The following is a 17,440-nucleotide window of genomic DNA, read 5'->3' as shown; positions in this document are numbered from 1 at the left end:
GCCCCCTTCCTGTACCTAGGCGCAAGGAAGGGGGCCTTCATGTACTTACGAGGGAGCTAGTGCCCGCCGCCTTCGGCCTTGGGCTTCTCCGGCGCGGGCGCCCGGCTGCCCGGGTGTGACGGCGCCGCGACCGGCAGGTCGACGGTGATCGAGCCGGAGTTCTTGAAGACGAAGGTGACCTTGATGGTCTGGCCCGCCCACACCGGCTGCTTCAGCCCCTGCAGGACGATCGTGGCCTTGCCCACCTGGTCCGGCGCGTTGGTCTGCTCCGGGCCCGCGGACGGCGTGACCGTCCCGGCGACGCTCGACGACGGGGCGCCGGAAGACGAGGGCGTACCCGACGAGGACGAGGGCGCGCCCGAGGACGAAGCCGGCGCGGAGGACGCCGGGGCGCTCGTCGGCGCCACCTCCTTGGTCGACTCGACCGCGTCGGACGGGCCGATCACGAGCGCGTGGCTCGCCACGACGACCTTGGCTCCGGTGATCTTGGCGTCACCGGTGGCGGCTTCGGAGGAGACCGAGACGAGCTCGTCGTCCAGCTTGCCCTGGTTCACGATGGTCAGCGTCAGCGGCGCGGCGGCACCGGCCGGGTACGCCTGCCCCTCGGTCGGGAACTGGAGCGCGGCGTTCCGCAGCACCAGGTCCTTCGCCTGCGCGTACGTCCCGTTGACCGCGGGCTGCTGCGAGTCGGTCTGGGTGATCTGACCAGCACCGCAGCCGGCGAGCACGAGCGCGGCGCCGAGCGCCAGCACACCTGCGCCGAACACGCGACGATTCTGCAGCCTCACGTCGGAGTCCTTCCATCTCACGGCCTCTTCACCGCGAAGACTAGCCGGGCGCCTTCACGGGCCAAGAACCCGGTGCGTGTTGGCACCCCACCAATGCGGTGACGTGCCCAAGATCAACCGTCCACAAAGGATTTGGAAATCGTTCGCTTCTCACCAGCGTGAGCATGGGCGAATTGGGTTTGTCAACCCCCGGGCGGACCACCGTCAGGCCGCTGACCTGCGACGACGATCGCGGGCCACTAGGTGGGCCTCGTCGGCACGTGCTAAGATGAATTCAGCGAAAGGGGCAGAGGACACATGGTTTTCAAGGTCGGAGAGACCGTCGTCTACCCGCACCACGGTGCCGCACTCATCGAAGCCATCGAGACCCGCGTGATCAAGGGCGAGGAGAAGAAGTACCTCGTCCTCAAAGTCGCGCAAGGGGATCTTACGGTTCGCGTGCCCGCAGACAACGCCGAGATCGTCGGCGTTCGTGATGTCGTCGGGCAAGAAGGACTGGACAAGGTTTTCGACGTTCTGCGTGCTCCGCACACCGAGGAGCCCACCAACTGGTCTCGTCGGTACAAGGCCAACCTCGAGAAGCTCGCCTCCGGCGATGTGAACAAGGTGGCCGAAGTGGTGCGCGACCTCTGGCGGCGAGAGAAGGACCGCGGACTTTCAGCCGGCGAGAAGCGCATGCTGGCGAAGGCGCGGCAAATTCTGGTCAGCGAGCTGGCGCTCGCGGAGGGCACCGACGAGGACAAGGCTGAAGTCCTCCTCGACGAAGTTCTGGAAACCGCGGCAGTCTGAACCGGCGGGTGTCCCACGCCAGGTGAGGCTGCGAGGGATACCTCTACGATCGCGCACATATGAGCACCGTCCATATGAGCACAATCGTGTTCGTCACTGTCGTTCGACACCATGCCTCCGACGCGGAGCTCGCTCTCGCGCCGGTCAATGGTGAAGCGCTACTCACGCACACTGTGCGGGGGCTGCTCGCTCTGCCGGATCTTGATCTGGTGTTCGTAGCGGCCCCCGAGCGGTGTGCTGATTTGTTTTCGGCCGCTTTGAGCGGCTTCGAGGAGCGTTGCCGGATAGTACCCGGCTCGTCGCTCAAGCATGCTTTCGACACCGTCGAAAAAGAGATCACCGGGAATCCGGTCTTCCTCGTGCACGACGCCCTGCGCGCCTTCACTCCCCCGGACACGGTCCGTGCCGTCGTGGACGCGGTCCGTGCGGGATCTCCCTTCGTGATTCCCGTACTGCCGATGGCGGACACCGTGAAGGTGACTGATGCGGCGAAAGTGATTACAGGGACCGAAGACCGCGCGTTTCTGCGCACGGCGCAAACCCCGCTCGGCTTCACTCGTGAGACTTTTCTCTCGTATGCCGGCAAGCCGTCTCTCGACGGCGCGCACACCGTCGCCGGACACCCGGATGCGATGCGCGTCACCAACTCGTTCGAACTGAAGCTGGCCGAAGCGATCGCTCGGGCTGGGAAAGAGGAAGTGCTGTGAGGATCGGGAACGGCGTCGACGTACACCCCGTCGAGGCGGGCCGTGAATGCTGGATCGCCGGGCTCCTCTGGCCCGGCATCGACGGTTGCGCCGGCCATTCCGACGGCGACGTCGCCGCGCACGCGCTGTGCGACGCGCTGCTGTCCGCGGCCGGGCTCGGCGATCTCGGCGCGGTGTTCGGCACCGGCGATCCGCGCTGGGCCGGCAAGCACGGCGTCGAATTCCTCGCGGAGGCGCGGCGTCTGGTCGAGGCGGGCGGTTGGACCGTCGGAAACGCGACCGTCCAGATCGTGGGCAACGCGCCGCGCGTCGGGAAACGCCGCGAAGAGGCGCAGAAGGTGCTGAGCGAGGCCGTCGGCGGGCCGGTGAGCGTGTCCGGGACGACGACCGACGGGCTCGGCCTGACCGGACGCGGCGAGGGCATCGCGGCGTTCGCGACGGCGTTGCTGCTGCCCTCGCAGGAATAGCCGCGGCCGGAAGCCGGTTCGGGCTGTCATGGCAGTCACACTTCCCGAACCGGTCCGTGCACTGGTGGACGGCAAGAACTTCGCGACCGTGGCCACGCTGGACGCCGACGGCGGCCCGCAGACCTCGGTCGTCTGGGTGGGCCTCGACGACGGCGATCTGGTCTTCAGCGCCACCGAAGACCGGCTGAAGGTGCGAAACCTGCGCCGCGATCCGCGCGCGAGCGTGTCGATCACCGACGCGGAGAACCCGTACCGGCACACGCAGCTGCGCGGCACGGTCACGATCACCCCGGATCCCGGGAAGGCGTTGCCGAAGACGCTCAGCCACAAGTACCTCGGCCAGGACCCGCCGCCGGAGGGCGATGACGTCGAGCGGGTGATCGTCCGCCTGCGCGTCGAACGGATCGCCGGGAACGTCCGGTGATTAGGCTCTCCGGCATGGGTGTGACCTTCAACGACGCGACCAAGAAACTCCTCGACGGCAACAACTTCCCGGTGCTGGCGACCATCAACGCCGACGGCTCCGCGCAGACGTCCGTGCTGTGGGCGAAGCGGGACGGAGACACGGTGATCTTCGCGACCGTCCGCGGCCGTCTCAAGGAGCGGAACATGGCCAGGGACCCGCGGGTGTCCGTCTCGGTCTTCGACCAGGAGAACCCGTACAACTACGTCGAGATCCGCGGGACCGTGGAGATGACCGACGAGGGCGGGCGCGAGCTGATCAACGAGCTGTCGCACAAGTACCTCGGCAAGGACTACCCGGACGAGCCGGCGGAGGTCGTCCGCGTACTGGTCCGGATCACGCCCACCAAGATCACCGGCAACGCCGCCTGACACGCGCCATGAAGGTCCTTTCCTTGCAAATTTTGCAAGGAAAGGACCTTTCATCTCACACGCGAGGGGCGGCAGGAACCCCACGATCGTGGCTAATGTGGACCTCGTGACCTTTCGCGCTGTGTTGTTCGACTTCTCCGGCACGGTCTTCCGGCTCGAACAGGACGAGACCTGGCTCGCCGACCTCACCGGCCACGATGGCGAGAGCTTGGACATCGAGGCCCAGACCGAACTGATGCGCCGGATGACCGCGCCGGTCGGCCAGGTCGTCGATCTCGACGAAGAGCACCTGTACGCCTGGAACCACCGCGACCGCGACCCGGTGCTGCACCGGAAGGTGTACCTCGAGGTCCTCAAGCAGTCCGGGGTGCCGCACGCCGACCAGGCCCTCGCGCTCTACACCCGGCTGATCGATCCCACCCAGTGGACGCCGTACCCGGACACCGAGGCCGTCCTCAAGGGCGTTTCGGGCAAGGGCGTGAAACTCGGGGTGCTGAGCAACATCGCCTTCGACATCCGGCCCGCGTTCGGCCGCCGGGGCTGGGACGCCTACGTCGACGAGTTCATCCTGTCGTTCGAGGTCGGAGCGGTGAAACCGGAGCCGGAGATCTTCCGCGCGGCCGTCGAGCGGCTCGGCGTCGACCCGGCGGAAACGCTCATGGTCGGCGACAGCGAGGAAGCGGACGGCGCCGCGCGCGACATCGGCTGCGCGTTCGCGCTGGTAGAGCCGCTGCCGACGACCGAGCGGCCGGACGCCCTGCTCAGCGCCCTGCGCACCCATAACGTGCTGTAATACGGTCACTGCGACACCGCTCACGCCGACCCCGTACCCTTTTAGGGTGGCACTACACCTCTATGACACGGCGACCCGAAGCGTGCGGGAGTTCCATCCCGCCCGTAGTGGAACGGCGTCCATGTACGTGTGTGGTGCCACCGTGCAGGGCATCCCGCATATCGGCCACATCCGCGGCGCGCTGAATTACGACGTCCTGCGTCGCTGGCTCGTCCACAGTGGACTCGACGTGCTGATGGTCCGCAACGTCACCGACATCGACGACAAGATCCTCAACAAGGCCACGGAGGCGGGTCGCCCCTGGTGGGAGTGGGCGGCGACGCACGAGCGCGCGTTCGAGTCGGCCTACGAGACGCTGGGCTGCTTGCCGCCCTCGATCGCCCCTCGGGCGACCGGGCACGTCACGCAGATGGTCGAGCTCATGCAGCGGCTGATCGACGGCGGGCACGCCTACGCCGCGGACGGCAACGTGTACTTCTCGGTGAAGGCGTTCGACGGCTACGGCGAGCTCTCCGGCCAGAAGCTCGACGAGGTCCAGCAGGGCGAGGACAAGCGTGGCGGCGAGGCCAAGCGCGACCCGCGCGACTTCACGCTGTGGAAGAGCGCCAAGCCGGGCGAACCGTCGTGGCCGACGCCGTGGGGTTCCGGCCGCCCTGGCTGGCACCTCGAATGCTCGGCGATGGCGACGACGTATCTCGGCGCCGAGTTCGACATCCACGGCGGCGGCGTCGACCTGGTGTTCCCGCACCACGAGAACGAACGCGCCCAGTCGAACGCCGCGGGTGATCCGTTCGCGCGGTTCTGGCTGCACAACGCCTGGGTGACCATGGCCGGCGAGAAAATGGCCAAGTCGCTGGGCAACACGGTCTCGATCCCGGAGATGCTGCGCGAGTACCGGGCACCCGAACTGCGGTATTACCTGGTCCAGCCGCATTACCGGTCGACGATCGAGTACTCCCCGGGCGCGCTCACCGAGGCCGCGCAGGGCTACCGGCGGATCGAGCAGTTCCTCCGCCGGACCGCGAGCAGCGCCGGCGCCGTGCACCTCGGCGAGATCCAGGCCGGATTCGCCGCCGCCCTCGACGACGACCTGGCCACCCCGCAGGCGTTCGCCGTGCTGCACAACACGGTCCGGGACGGTAACGCGGCCCTCGACGCGGCCGACAATTCCAAGGCACTCGAAATCGCCGCCTCCGTGCGCGCGATGACCGACGTGCTCGGCCTCGACCCGCTCTCCGCGCGCTGGTCCGAGGCGGGCGGCAATGAGACGCCCACCCGGCAGGCACTGTCCGATCTCGTGGAAGGGCTGCTGACCGAACGGCAGCAGGCCCGCGCCGACAAGGACTTCGCCCGTGCGGACGCCGCGCGTGACCGCCTCCAGCAGGCGGGCATCGTGGTGGAGGACACGCCCAACGGTCCACAGTGGACCGTCAAGGACGTCTGACTCTTACTCGGTTTCTAGCTCAAGGATTCTCACTGATGGCAGGCAACTCCCGGCGCCAGGGCGCTATTCGCAAGCCCGGCACGAAGAAGGGTCAGGTCGTCGGCTCCGGCGGCCAGCGCCGGAAGGGCCTCGAAGGCAAGGGCCCGACCCCCAAGGCCGAGGACCGGCCCGGCCACAAGGCGTACCGGATGGCCAACGCGCGTGACCGCAAGGACCAGGCGCGGCAGAAGAAGGCCGACAAGCCGGAACTGATCGCCGGGCGCAACCCGGTGGTCGAGGCGCTGCGTGCCGACGTGCCCGCGACCGCGCTGTACGTGGCGATCAACATCGAGATCGACGACCGCGTCAACGAGGCCGTCCGGCTCGCCGGCGACAAGGGCATCTCGATCCTGGAGATCCCGCGCGAGGAACTGGACCGCAAGACCAACCGGGCCATGCACCAGGGCCTCGGCCTGCAGGTCCCGCCGTTCGTCTACGCCGACCCGCGTGACCTGATGGCCGTCGCGAAGGACTCCGGGCAGACCCCGCTGTTCGTCGCGCTCGACGGTGTCACCGACCCGCGCAACCTCGGCGCCGTGATCCGCTCGGCCGCCGCGTTCGGCGCGCAGGGTGTCCTCCTGCCGGAGCGGCGCAGCGCGGGCATGACCGCGGTCGCGTGGCGGACCTCCGCCGGCACCGCGGCCAAGCTGCCGATCGCCGTCGCGACCAACCTGACCCGTCAGCTGAAGGCGTGGAAGGACGAAGGCCTGATGGTCGTCGGCCTCGACGCGGACGGCTCGGTCGACATCGACGAACTGGACCTCGCGGCGGATCCGCTGGTCATCGTGCTCGGCTCCGAGGGCCGCGGACTGTCCCGGCTCGTGCGCGAGACCTGTGACGCGACCGTCTCGATCCCGATGGCGGCCGGCGTCGAATCGCTCAACGCGTCGGTCGCGGCCGGCGTGCTGCTGGCCGAGGTGGCGCGCCGCCGACGGCTCGCGGGACGTGTCTGACCCCGCACTTCGGCACACGGTGCGGGGCGCGCAGGCTAAGGTCACCAGCGGATAACGCGTAAAACCGCCTGGGGGACCCCGCACCGATGTCGTTCATTTCACCGCTGTTCCTGTGGTACTTCATGCCGGCGGTCCTGCTCGCCGTGCTGGTGTGCCCGCGCGGCTGGCGGAACGGCATCGTCGCGGTCGGCAGCCTGATCTTCTACGCCACCGGCGCCGGGCCGTACACGCTCGTGCTGCTCGGCTGCATGGTCGTCAACTTCCTCGCCGGGCCCGCGCTGGAGCCGAACGCGTGGGATCTGCAGAACAAACGGCGTAAACGGCTGCTGCTCGGCGTCATCGGCCTCAACGTCGGCATGCTGCTGATCTGGAAGTACGCGGGGTTCGCGACCCAGCAGATCGCGGCCGTGACGCATTGGTTCGGCGGCGGCTTCCCGGTGGCCGACCTGGTCATCCCGATCGGCATCTCGTTCTACACGTTCCACCACATCTCCTACGTGGTGGACATCTACCGCGGCGAACGCCGCGCGCTGCGCGACCCGGTGTCGTTCGCCGCGTACATCGCGATGTTCCCGCAGCTGGTGGCCGGGCCGATCGTGCGGTACCGCGAGATCGCCGACCAGCTGCCGCAGCAGCGGTCGCACCGCCTCGACGACATCGCCGCCGGTTTCCCGAGGTTCGCGCTGGGGCTGTGCAAGAAGACGATCATCGCGGACTCGCTCAGCCCGATGGTGGACGCCTGCTTCAACACGCCACCGGACCAGATGACCTTCGCGATCGCCTGGCTCGGCGCGATCGGGTACACGCTGCAGCTGTTCTTCGACTTCTCCGGGTACTCCGACATGGCGATCGGGCTCGGCCGCATGCTCGGCTTCCGGCTGCCGGAGAACTTCGCGAGACCGTACTCGTCGGTGACCATCACCGAATTCTGGCGACGCTGGCACATGTCGTTGTCCCGCTGGTTCCGCGACTACGTCTACATCCCGCTGGGCGGCAACCGCACCGGCGCCGGGCACACGTACCGGAACCTGTGCATCGTGTTCGTGCTGACCGGGTTCTGGCACGGCGCGCAGTGGACGTTCCTGATCTGGGGCATCTACCACGGCGCGCTGCTGATCGTGGAACGCGCTTTCGGCTACGACGTCACCCCGAAGTCCCAGGCCGCCCGCATCGGCCGCCGCGCGCTGACGCTGGTGCTCGTCGTCTTCGGCTGGGTGTTCTTCCGCGCGAAGGACCTGCCGCACGCGCTCGGCATGATCGGGCACATGGTGCTGCCGGACTTCACCGGGCTCACCGACGTCGTCGAGAGCGCCGTGACCAATCAGCGGCTGCTCATCCTGTTGTGCGCGCTGGCGATCGTGTTCCTGCCCGCCCATCCGGTGACGGGACCGCTGCTGGAATCGTCGCGGAGCCGCCCGGCCACGGCGCTGCGGATCGGCGTGATGACCGTCGGCCTGGTGTACGCGGCCATCCTGATCGCGACCGGGACGTTCAGCCCGTTCCTCTACTACCAGTTCTGACGGAGCCGAAATGACCAACCTGGCAGCCCAGCCCGGAGTGATCCCGTACGTGGACAACCACGACGGTCCTCGCCGCCTGCTCACGGTCGACATGCGTCCCTTTCCCAGTATGAGGCTGACTTACGTACCGTTCGCGAGCATCGACGGCAGGCAGTACGTGGTCTCGTGGGGGTCGGTCATGTTCGAGATCCCCGCCGACCGGAACGTGCACGTCAGCGTCCACATGCAGACCAACTACGGGGCCGGGTCCAGTGCGACACCGTTCGCCTCGATCGTCTTGGCGCCGCATCACGAGCCGGTCCGGCTGGCCACCCAGCTCACCAGCCAGGGCGGTTCGATCCTCCCGGTCGGCTAGCTCGGCCTCATGATCGACGGCTGGAAGCGGGATCGCATCGGTTCGGCGCTGCGCGGCGGGAATCCGACCGTGCTTCGGCGCCTGGACGCGGGTTTCGCGGTGATCGGCGATACGCAATTCCTCCCGGGCTATTGCGTCCTGCTCACCGATTCCCCGGTGTCGGCAAGCTGAGCGATCTACCGCGGCCACGGCGGCTGAAGTTCCTGTCGGATATGGAGATGCTCGGGGAAGCCGTCGAAAACGTCTGCGCGCGAAGGGATCCGGGCTTCCGCCGGGCCTCAGCACGACTCGCTGCGTACCGAGCTGGCCGACGAGCTCGACAGGCTGCGGGCCGCGTCGAGCACCAGCTGAGCGAACTCCTTGCCCCGCACCATCGGCAGGTAGTGCCCCGCCTTCGGGACGTTGACCAGCCTGCCGTCTGCGCACGCGTCGAGAAAGCGGCGTTCATGGCGCCTGAAGTGGTCGCGTGAGCCGTTGACGAGCCAGGTGGGCCCCGGATAGGCCGCCAGGTCCCCGAGCACGTCGAAGCCCGCGAAGGCCTCGGCGACGTCCGGGATGACCTCGGTCGCGATGCCGCCGCCGATCACCGCTTCGGCGAGTTTCGGCGGAAGGGCGCTTCGGAACTGCCATCGGCCCAGCCGTTCACCCTGGTCCGGCAGCCGCATCAGCAGGCGGTGCGCCAAGCGGAACGGGGTCTCCAGTGCCTTGCCGGGCAGGAAGGTCGAGCCCGCGACGACGAGACCCGCCACGCGCTCCGGATACTCTGCCGCCGCTGCGATCGCGACGTAGCCACCGAGCGAGTGCCCGACCACCAGCGCGGGCTCGTCGATCGCTTCGGCGACCGCGTCCGCTGCCGCGGCCAAGGTGAACCGCTCACCTCTCCGGGTGCCGTGGCCGGGGAGATCGACCGCTTTCGCGGGATGTCCGAGCAGTCGGAGTTGCTCGGACCAGGCGGCACCGCTGAGCCGGATGCCGTGGACGAAGACGACGGGGACCATGGACTGCCTCCTGATTGCAACGCACCGTTGCGTTGCAAAGTACGTCCGATCGTCGCACAACGCAACGGTGCGTTGTATTCTCCGCCGGTGAGCACTCGGAACGGCCCTCGCAAGGCGGAGGCGATCTTCGCCGCGACTCTCGAACTCCTGGCGGAGCACGGCTACGACAAGCTCGCCATCGAGGCCGTCGCCGCCCGGTCCGGCGTCAACAAGACGACGCTGTACCGCTGGTGGCCGTCGAAGGACGCGCTTTTGGCCGCCGCACTGCGCGATTCGGGCCTGTTCGCCGTCGACGTCCCGGACACCGGCGGCCTGCGCGGCGATCTTCTCGCCGTGGCAACGCAAATCCATCGTTTGCTGACTTCGGAGCACACCGCGCCGGTCGTCACCGCGACCCTGACCGCGGGCCCCCGGCGCCCGGAACTCGGTGACGTGGCGAGGAGTTTCTTCGCCGACCGCATGGCGCGCGAGGAGCCGATCTTCGAACGCGCCATCGCCAGAGGCGAACTGCGCGCCGGCGTCGATCCCGTCCTGGTGATGGATCTGCTGGCGGGGGCGATCTGGTTCCGCTCGCTGCTGCGCGGCGGCGAAACCGGTCCGAAATTCCTCGAAGAAGTCGTCGACACAGTACTGGGCGGTGCCGCGTGAAAATCACACTGAAGATCGAATCCGAACGGCTCGAAGATTATCTGGCCGCCGACGCGATCGTCGATCACGATCATCCGCTGATCCGCGAAACGGCTGACAGCCTGTCACCGACCGGCGGCACCGAAGTCGACGTGATTCGTTCGATGTTTCACTTCGTACGCGACGAGATCGCCCATACGGTGGACGCCGCAGATTCCCGCGTCACCCTTATGGCCTCCGAGGTTTTGCGCGAGCGGGTCGGACTTTGCTACGCGAAGGCCCATCTGCTGGCCGCTTTGCTTCGCAGTCAAGGCATCCCGGCCGGGTTCTGTTATCAGCGGATCGGCGTGCTGCACGGGCTCAACGCCGTGTACCTCAGTGGTCCGGACCGGTGGATCCGGCTGGACCCGAGGGGCAACAAGAACGGCGCGGACGCGCACTTTCCTTTCATACGAGCGAGTCAGCCGGAAGAAGAACGGCTCGCCTGGACGCTGGACCCGGCGAAGGGCGAGATCGACTTCCCCACCGTGTACACCGCACCGTCTTCGGCCGTCGTCGAAATCTTGTCGTCCGCGAAGCCCGGTCCGGCGTGGTACGAAGGAATCCTTCCGCACGCTCCGTGAGTGGTTTTTCCGTGATCCGGCGAAACCTCCGATGCGAAACCGGCATCGCCGAGCGTCACATTCGTTGTTGGTCCCTTTCCCCCGATTTTCTTATTTCGACATTGTCACGATGCGCGTAGAGTAACTCCCCGCACTCGAACAGATACGCACTGCGTTCGTCCGTTCGGGTGCTGATCAAGGAGGTGACCCTCGTGCCCGCGGAAGCCGACCGGCTCCGCCGTACCCCGTTGCAAGAGATCTTCTGGACCAGGACGAGTCTTCTGCTCACCGTACTGGTCGTCGTCGCGGGCCTCAGCCTGTGGATCTCCAGCATGATGGATCCCGGCGCCGGCAAGACACTGCTCACCTCACTGGGCACCGGCACCCTGATCTCCGCGGTGGTCGGCTTCGGCCAGACCCTGATCACCGCCACCGCGTCACAACGCGCGATGGTGACCCCGGTGATCGAGGAAAGCCGACGAGCGCTGGAAGCGCTCAGCGCCGAATACCGTTCGCTCAACAAGGAATTCTTCCCCACCCACGTCTTCGAAGCGACCACCGATCCGGATCCGTTGTTCAACCGGGTCATGACCGAAGACCTCGACGTGGCCAGGCACTACTTCTTCCGCGGGTTCTCCGGCAGGCACGCCGCGGCCCGATTGTTGTTGTCCCGCACCGAAAGGGAGCTCCGCGTGGTCATCGCCGACCCACGCGACGAGGGTTCGATCGGTGGCAGGGCGCGGTATCTCCTGCGCAGCGAAGAAGCGGGCATGGACTACGAGACGATCCGGTCGCGGCTCAACGACGAGATCAGCATCGGCCTGGTCGGGCTGTTCCTGGCCCGCAGCCGGTGCTCACTGGTGGACATCACCGTCGTCGCCGACCCGCCCTTGGACCGGCTCGAAGTGTTCGACGAGAGCGTTTGGGTGACCTTGTACAGCGACATCCGCGGCGCGACCACGTTGTATCCGCGAACGCTGCGGTTCAGCGAAGGATCCTTCCTGTACAACAAGGAACGCTCCGAGTTCCTGCGCGTGTCCCAGTCGCGGTCGGGACGGCACTTCCGCATCTCCACCACGACGACGCGGGCGGATTTCCTCGCCCTGTACGAAAAGATCACCGGCTCTCCCCTGTCCGAAGAGAACTTCCTCGAACTGGAAGGGAAATTCCATTCCTTCCGGAAGGAGTTCACCACACTCGCCGAGTTGAACCCCTGACCTCTCGGCGTCGCAGAGCACTAGATTTGAGGAGCTGAAGTTGCTCACTCGCTTGTCCCCCCTCACCCAGCTCTCCGCGCTGCTCCGGACCACGGACCTGCCGCTGGCGCAGCACTGGCAGATCGTCGACGGGATCTTCCGCGACTGGACGTCTAGACCAGAGTTGCGCGACGACCTCCGGCGGCATCTGGATTCGCTGAGCCCGGACGAGGCGAGCGCGGTACTCGAGCGATCCAGGGAGACCACCACCCATTTCGCCTGGTGCCTGCTCGATTGTCCGACAGATCCTTTTTCGGTCTGGCTCCACGAGTACAAGGCGCCGGAGGACTGGCGCGAGGGGTACGCCGATTCCGTGCACAATCACAGATATCACTTCTGCACCACGATCCTCCGTGGCAACTACGTCCACGAACGTTATTCGACCCTGCGCGACCAGCTTTCCGGATTGATCACATCGGTTCGGTTACGACGTAGCACGCTGTGTCAGACCGGGTCGGTAGGCGTCATGTACGCGGACGAGTTCCATCGGATTCCCGAGGCCACCGAAGGGACTATGACGTTTTTGGTGAAATCACGCCCCGTGAGCGAGTTCAGTCTTTCCTTTGACCCGAAGACCGGGACAGGGCACCGTCACGTTCCGGTTGAGGTCCGATTGGGGGATCTCGCCGGCCGCATCTAACTACACACCGCCGTCGAAGGCGCATACCATTACTCCACCCGTCTCCTGAACGGGATCGGAGAGGTGTATGCGCGCGCGAAAGAGCACGATTCCTTCCCACACCATTGACGCCGTCGAGCAGCACGTCCGGAGACTGTGCTGGCGTTATGCGGACAAACTGCAGTTCCACGGCTGGCACCACGTGAGTTTCGTCCGGGCGAAGGCCGCGGGGTTCGCCGACCACAACGGCGCGGATCGCACCGTCGTCGAAGTGGCGGCGCTGGTGCACGATGTGAACTACATCGTGCTCCGGAACTCCCCCGCGGCCGCCGGACGAGACCTCCGGATGGACATCCTGCGGGAATGCGGGGTCGAGGAGAACGTGGGCCGATGGATCGACGAGATCATCGACGAAGCCGAAATGGCCACCAGAGGCCGCCACATCTCGCTCGAAGCTCAGGCGTTGAGCGACGCCGACACGCTGTTCAAGGCGCTGCCGGTGACGCCCGTCGTCCTCGCCCACCGCTATCTGCGGGAGAACGGGTTGAGCCTCCGCGAACTGGCGCACAAGATCGTCGGGGAACAACGCGACGTCCACGACAGCGGCTATTACTTCTACAACCCGAAAGCGGCGGAGAACTACTCCCGCTGGGCGTTGGCGAATCTCCAGTTGTGGCAGTGCATCAAGGAAGCCGTCGACGATCCTACGGTCGTCGAACTGCTCGACGCGGTGCACGCCGTGGACGCCACGGACTTCGAAGTCGAGCCCGCGGCGTCCTAGGACGTCAGTGAACGTGCCGGCGCCTCCGCCAGTACGCGAAGCAGACTGCTCCCAGCAAGGGGCCCCACAGCAGGAGCGGCACGTAGGTGAGTTCGAAGAACGCGAGTTGCCAGCCGTGCATGGCATTCGCGGGGTAGTCGGCCGGGAGCGGGTCGCCTTGGATGGTGAGCCCGGACATCCCGGTGACGAAGGCGGTGGTCCACAGGACGGTCAGGATCGTGGCGCCGAGGGCGGCGGGCAGGATCGCGGCGAGGGGCCGCACTCGGCGTCCGCCCAGCCACGGGATCCAGCGAGGGACGACCTCGCCCCAGGAGGCGATCAGTCCGATGGCGGTGAACGCCAGCAGTTCCGAGACGACGGACAGGCCGACGATGTACACCGGCCCCGGCAACCATGACGGGAGCTGGCCCGAGCCGTGCGTGGCGTCGTCGCCGATGTGGAAGACGACGGTCATGATCCGCCACAGGCCGGAGGGCAGCACGACGAAGGGAATGGCGTAGGCGGCGATCCGGGCCCACCGGGGGACTCCCGGCACCGGGGCGTGCGCGTTGTGCCAGGCGGCGCGCAGTCGCCCGGGCGCGGTGGGGTGGTGGACAGTCATGCGTGCTCCTCGGACCATCGGATGCCGATCACTTGATCGGCATCCCACGATCACAGCCGCCGCTGCCCGTCGGCCTCCCTCGCCGGTTTGAACCCCGTCCGTCGCTTGGGGGAAGGTGTGGCCTAGCGCTGGCCGTAGCCGCGAAGTTTCTCCACGACGTGCTCGATCTCGTCGGGCGGGAGCAGGTTCGGCGTTCCGGCCGCGCGGGCCGTCAGCCATACCTGGCAGACCCACTCGAGCTGTTGCGCGCGGCTGTACGCCGAGCCGAGGCTGTCGCCGAAGGTGGTGGTGCCGTGGTTCGCCAGCAGACAGCCCCGGCGGCCGTCCAGCGCCTCCAGCATGGCTTTGGCGAGTTCCTCGGTGCCGTACGTGGCATAGGCGGCGACGCGGGCTGTCGGACCGATCGCGGCGAGCATGTAGTGGATCGGCGGCACCTCGGTCACGAGGGTGGAGACCGCCGTGGCGTGCACGGAATGCGTGTGCACCACCGCGGAGATCGGCTTGCCGTCCGGATCCGCCGCCTGCCGGTACACCGTGAGGTGCATCGGGAGTTCGCTGGTCGGTTTGAGCGTGCCTTCGACGATTTCGCCGTCCAGGCCGACCACCGGGATGTCTTCCGGCCGCAGCCCGGCGTAGTCGACCCCGGTCGGGGTCACCGCGACCAGCTCGCCCTGCCTCGCGGAGACGTTGCCGGAGGTGCCGACCACGAGCCCGTCCGCGGTCATCCGGCGGGCGAACTCGCAGACCGCCAGGCGTTCTTTGGCCAGGATCACCGTCACAACCTCCAAAGTCCGCGGGCCGCGGCCAGTGAGGCCTGATAGTCGGCATAGCCCTGCTCGTAGAACCCTACGTTCTCGGGCCGGACCTCGACGACGCGCGCGCTCTCCGCCCAGAGTTCCCGGTCGACCGGCTCGCCGAGGGCGTCCGCCGCGACGATCACCGCGCCTCGCGCGCCCACCCCGGGATCGCCGGGGATCACGATGGGCCGTCCGAGAACGTCGGCGAAGATCCGGGTCCATTCGAGCGACCGGACCCCGCCGCCGCACGCGTACAACGTGCCGGTGAGCCCGGCCGCATCGAAGCATTGCCTTGCCGCGTAAGCGATCGACTCGCACAGCGCCCGGACGATGTCCCCACGCTCGCTCTCCAGGCTCAGCCCGGAGAACTGGGCCCTCGCCGAAGCGTCGACGAACGGCGCCCGCTCACCGGATGCGGAGAGGAACGGAAGCGCGCGGACCCCGCCCGCACCGGGCTCGCTCGTGTCGAGCAGCGAGCCGATCTCCTCGACCTCGATTCCGAACAGGCGGCACATCCAGTCGATCCCCGCCGTGCCGACCATCGCCGGCATCGCCCGCAGGAACTCGCCTTCTTCCGGCGTGCAGAGGAACATCCCGGCGGGCTCGCCTTCCGGATCGAACTCCGCCGAGTCCGTCAGGACCTGGCAGGCGAGGGTGGTGCCGGCGGTGAGAATGCCGTCGCCCGGCCGTCGTACACCGGCACCGATGGCACTCGCGGGCAGGTCGAACGGCCCCGCGGTGACGGGCAGCCCGACCGGAAGTCCGAGCAGCCCGGCACCGCGTTCGTCCAAGCGGAACACGGTCTTCGGCGCCGCCGGCTCCGCGAACAGGTTCCGGCGGTGGGAGAGACCGACGGCCGCGATGGCGGCTTCGTCGTACCGCCGGGTGGCCGGGTCGAGGAACGGCAGCGAAGCATCCGACGCGTCGACCGTGATCTCGCCGGTCAGCCGCTGGAGTACCGCGTCGACGCAGTAACCCGCGACCACCGCCCTGTCCAGCGACTCCGGTTCATGAGTGTCCAAAAAGGACATGATGGCCGCGGCGCAACCGGGGAACATTCCCGACGCGGTACGGCGGAACACTTCCCTGGTCACTCCGCCCGCCTGCCACTGGGCGAGCAACGAGTTCGCCCGGCCGTCGAGCCAGGAGATCGCCGGGCGCACGGCCTCGCCGGATTCGTCGCGCAGCCACAGCCCGTCGCCCTGACCGGTGAGGGCCAGTGCGGTGACCGGACCGTCGAGCCCGGCGGCGACCTCGCGCACCACCGTCGCCACGGTGCCCAGCACCTGATCGAGATCCTGTTCGACCAGCCCGCCCGGCAGGTGGTGCACCTCGGACGTGGTGCACGCGCTCGCCACGGACATCCCGGCCTTGTCGAAGACGACCGCCTTGGTCAGTGACGTGCCGATGTCGACGCCGATGATCATGGCCGCAGGACCTCGGGGTTCGCCAGATTCGCGAGCGCCTCCCCGCGCGCGTACCGGCCGACTTCGGCGGCGACGATGCTCGCCGCCCGCTCCGCCGTCTGCCTGCTGGCCCCGGCGAGGTGCGGGGTCGCGATCACGTTCGGCGCGTCGCGCAACGCCCAGTCCGCGGGCGGGGGCTCGACGTCGTACACGTCGAGCGCGAGCGCGCCGAGCCGTCCCGAGCGCAGGGCTTCCGGCAGCGGGGAGTAGTCTAGCAAGCCGCCGCGCGCGGTGTTGACCAGCACGGCGCCTTCCGGCAGCAGCGCGAGCTTGGCGGCGTCGATCAGATGCCGGGTCTCCTCGGTGAGCCGGGCGTGCAGGCTCACCACGAAACTGCGGCGCAGCAGGTCGTCCAGTTCGACGAGCTCCGCGCCGTCGGCGCTGATCCGGGCCGGATCGGCGAACGGATCCGAGACCAGCACCTTCGCGCCGAACGCGACGAGCACCTTGGCCACCCGCGCACCGATCGCGCCGTACCCGACCAGGCCGACGGTGGTCCCGTCGAGTTCGAGACCGGTCTGGTCGTAGGCGTAGTAGTCACCGCGCCAGGTGCCGCCCAGCAGTTCGGCCGAGGACGTCGAGATCCGGCGCATCGCGGCCAAGATCATCCCCACCGCGAATTCGGCGGCGGCACCGGCGTTACGGCCGGGTGCGTACGTCACCGCGACACCCGCTTCGGTGGCCGCCGCGAGATCGACGTTGACCGGGCCACCCCGGCATACGGACACGAGTTTGAGCCCCGGCGCGGCCGCGAACACCTGCTTGGTGAAGGGCGCCATCTGGGTCACCGCGACCTCGGCTCCCGCCAATGCCTCGATCACCTGCTCCTCGGTGCCGCTGGCCTCGTGGACGTTCGCGACCGGACCGAACGGCTCCACCGGCCACGGCAGGGTCAGTTCCGAGAATTCGTGCCCGGCGCCGATCTCGGCACGGACGGCGTCGGCCAGCAGGCCGGTGCCGACGAAATGGTCTCCCGCAGCGAGTATCCGCAACTCTGCGTCCTC

General features: G+C 67.7%; 22 protein-coding genes. 16 read left to right on the top strand and 6 right to left on the bottom strand.

The window, feature by feature from the left end; all coding sequences use genetic code 11:
* Positions 1-56: 56 nt before the first annotated feature.
* Positions 57-788 (bottom strand): hypothetical protein, encoded by a 732-nt coding sequence (locus tag DMC64_RS09770; protein ID WP_125733252.1) that lies wholly within the window; start codon positions 786-788, stop codon positions 57-59.
* A 297-nt stretch (positions 789-1,085) separates the two neighbouring features.
* On the opposite strand from DMC64_RS09770, the gene DMC64_RS09765 reads away from it, so the two are divergent.
* The 11 genes from DMC64_RS09765 (at position 1,086) to DMC64_RS42950 (ending at position 8,860) form a co-directional block, all read left to right on the top strand.
* Positions 1,086-1,577 carry a CarD family transcriptional regulator gene (locus DMC64_RS09765; RefSeq protein WP_005165253.1) on the top strand — a complete coding sequence of 164 codons (492 nt, stop codon included), beginning with the start codon at positions 1,086-1,088 and terminating at the stop codon, positions 1,575-1,577.
* A gap of 59 nt (positions 1,578-1,636) precedes the next feature.
* Positions 1,637-2,284 (top strand): 2-C-methyl-D-erythritol 4-phosphate cytidylyltransferase, encoded by a 648-nt coding sequence (locus DMC64_RS09760; RefSeq protein ID WP_370323678.1) that lies wholly within the window; start codon positions 1,637-1,639, stop codon positions 2,282-2,284.
* Positions 2,281-2,751, top strand: a complete 471-nt coding sequence (gene ispF / locus DMC64_RS09755) for a 2-C-methyl-D-erythritol 2,4-cyclodiphosphate synthase (RefSeq protein ID WP_125733251.1) — start codon at positions 2,281-2,283, stop codon at positions 2,749-2,751. Before DMC64_RS09760 ends, ispF begins: the two co-directional genes overlap by 4 nt.
* Positions 2,752-2,779: 28 nt before the next feature.
* Positions 2,780-3,175 carry a PPOX class F420-dependent oxidoreductase gene (locus DMC64_RS09750; protein ID WP_125733250.1) on the top strand — a complete coding sequence of 132 codons (396 nt, stop codon included), beginning with the start codon at positions 2,780-2,782 and terminating at the stop codon, positions 3,173-3,175.
* Between the two features lie 14 nt (positions 3,176-3,189).
* A complete protein-coding gene (locus tag DMC64_RS09745; protein WP_125733249.1) occupies positions 3,190-3,585 on the top strand; it encodes a PPOX class F420-dependent oxidoreductase in 396 nt (131 codons plus the stop codon).
* A gap of 106 nt (positions 3,586-3,691) precedes the next feature.
* On the top strand, positions 3,692-4,378 hold the full coding sequence (locus DMC64_RS09740; RefSeq protein WP_125733248.1) for an HAD family hydrolase: 687 nt from the start codon (positions 3,692-3,694) through the stop codon (positions 4,376-4,378).
* Positions 4,379-4,424: 46 nt separating this feature from the next.
* Positions 4,425-5,822: a cysteine--tRNA ligase gene (gene cysS, locus DMC64_RS09735; RefSeq protein WP_125733247.1), complete on the top strand. Its 1,398-nt coding sequence runs from the start codon at positions 4,425-4,427 to the stop codon at positions 5,820-5,822.
* A 35-nt stretch (positions 5,823-5,857) separates the two neighbouring features.
* The gene (gene rlmB / locus DMC64_RS09730) at positions 5,858-6,814 is read left to right on the top strand and encodes a 23S rRNA (guanosine(2251)-2'-O)-methyltransferase RlmB (RefSeq protein WP_037335364.1); all 957 of its coding nucleotides are present in this window, start codon (positions 5,858-5,860) and stop codon (positions 6,812-6,814) included.
* 86 nt (positions 6,815-6,900) lie between these two features.
* Positions 6,901-8,334: an MBOAT family protein gene (locus DMC64_RS09725; RefSeq protein WP_125733246.1), complete on the top strand. Its 1,434-nt coding sequence runs from the start codon at positions 6,901-6,903 to the stop codon at positions 8,332-8,334.
* 10 nt (positions 8,335-8,344) lie between these two features.
* On the top strand, positions 8,345-8,689 hold the full coding sequence (locus tag DMC64_RS09720) for a hypothetical protein (RefSeq protein WP_016337706.1): 345 nt from the start codon (positions 8,345-8,347) through the stop codon (positions 8,687-8,689).
* Positions 8,690-8,698: 9 nt separating this feature from the next.
* A complete protein-coding gene (locus tag DMC64_RS42950; protein ID WP_199754944.1) occupies positions 8,699-8,860 on the top strand; it encodes a hypothetical protein in 162 nt (53 codons plus the stop codon).
* Positions 8,861-8,967: 107 nt separating this feature from the next.
* Here the strand turns inward: DMC64_RS42950 and DMC64_RS09710 are convergent, their stop codons facing one another.
* On the bottom strand, positions 8,968-9,687 hold the full coding sequence (locus DMC64_RS09710; protein ID WP_125733245.1) for an alpha/beta fold hydrolase: 720 nt from the start codon (positions 9,685-9,687) through the stop codon (positions 8,968-8,970).
* Positions 9,688-9,774: 87 nt separating this feature from the next.
* Between DMC64_RS09710 and DMC64_RS09705 the strand changes: the two genes are divergently transcribed.
* From DMC64_RS09705 to DMC64_RS09685, 5 genes are all read left to right on the top strand, one after another.
* Complete coding sequence (locus tag DMC64_RS09705) at positions 9,775-10,335, top strand: TetR/AcrR family transcriptional regulator (protein ID WP_125733244.1); 561 nt, start codon at positions 9,775-9,777, stop codon at positions 10,333-10,335.
* Positions 10,332-10,937 carry a transglutaminase family protein gene (locus DMC64_RS09700; protein ID WP_125733243.1) on the top strand — a complete coding sequence of 202 codons (606 nt, stop codon included), beginning with the start codon at positions 10,332-10,334 and terminating at the stop codon, positions 10,935-10,937. The genes DMC64_RS09705 and DMC64_RS09700 overlap by 4 nt, the downstream gene beginning before the upstream one ends.
* A gap of 149 nt (positions 10,938-11,086) precedes the next feature.
* The gene (locus DMC64_RS09695) at positions 11,087-12,133 is read left to right on the top strand and encodes a hypothetical protein (protein ID WP_233629636.1); all 1,047 of its coding nucleotides are present in this window, start codon (positions 11,087-11,089) and stop codon (positions 12,131-12,133) included.
* 40 nt (positions 12,134-12,173) lie between these two features.
* Positions 12,174-12,812 carry a hypothetical protein gene (locus tag DMC64_RS09690; RefSeq protein ID WP_037335344.1) on the top strand — a complete coding sequence of 213 codons (639 nt, stop codon included), beginning with the start codon at positions 12,174-12,176 and terminating at the stop codon, positions 12,810-12,812.
* A gap of 67 nt (positions 12,813-12,879) precedes the next feature.
* The gene (locus tag DMC64_RS09685; protein ID WP_037335342.1) at positions 12,880-13,572 is read left to right on the top strand and encodes an HD domain-containing protein; all 693 of its coding nucleotides are present in this window, start codon (positions 12,880-12,882) and stop codon (positions 13,570-13,572) included.
* Between the two features lie 4 nt (positions 13,573-13,576).
* Here the strand turns inward: DMC64_RS09685 and DMC64_RS09680 are convergent, their stop codons facing one another.
* From DMC64_RS09680 to DMC64_RS09665, 4 genes are all read right to left on the bottom strand, one after another.
* Positions 13,577-14,173 (bottom strand): hypothetical protein, encoded by a 597-nt coding sequence (locus tag DMC64_RS09680; RefSeq protein ID WP_125733242.1) that lies wholly within the window; start codon positions 14,171-14,173, stop codon positions 13,577-13,579.
* Between the two features lie 122 nt (positions 14,174-14,295).
* Positions 14,296-14,946 (bottom strand): class II aldolase/adducin family protein, encoded by a 651-nt coding sequence (locus DMC64_RS09675; protein ID WP_125733241.1) that lies wholly within the window; start codon positions 14,944-14,946, stop codon positions 14,296-14,298.
* 2 nt (positions 14,947-14,948) lie between these two features.
* Positions 14,949-16,397: an FGGY-family carbohydrate kinase gene (locus DMC64_RS09670; protein WP_125733240.1), complete on the bottom strand. Its 1,449-nt coding sequence runs from the start codon at positions 16,395-16,397 to the stop codon at positions 14,949-14,951.
* A complete protein-coding gene (locus DMC64_RS09665) occupies positions 16,394-17,428 on the bottom strand; it encodes a 2-hydroxyacid dehydrogenase (protein ID WP_037335336.1) in 1,035 nt (344 codons plus the stop codon). The genes DMC64_RS09670 and DMC64_RS09665 overlap by 4 nt, the downstream gene beginning before the upstream one ends.
* Positions 17,429-17,440 lie beyond the last annotated feature (12 nt).

It is taken from the genome of Amycolatopsis sp. WAC 04197 (genome assembly GCF_003947475.1).
Classification (GTDB): Bacteria; Actinomycetota; Actinomycetes; order Mycobacteriales; family Pseudonocardiaceae; genus Amycolatopsis; species Amycolatopsis japonica.
The sequence above is the reverse complement of the archived record's forward strand: the minus strand, read 5'-3'. Positions and strand labels throughout refer to the sequence as shown.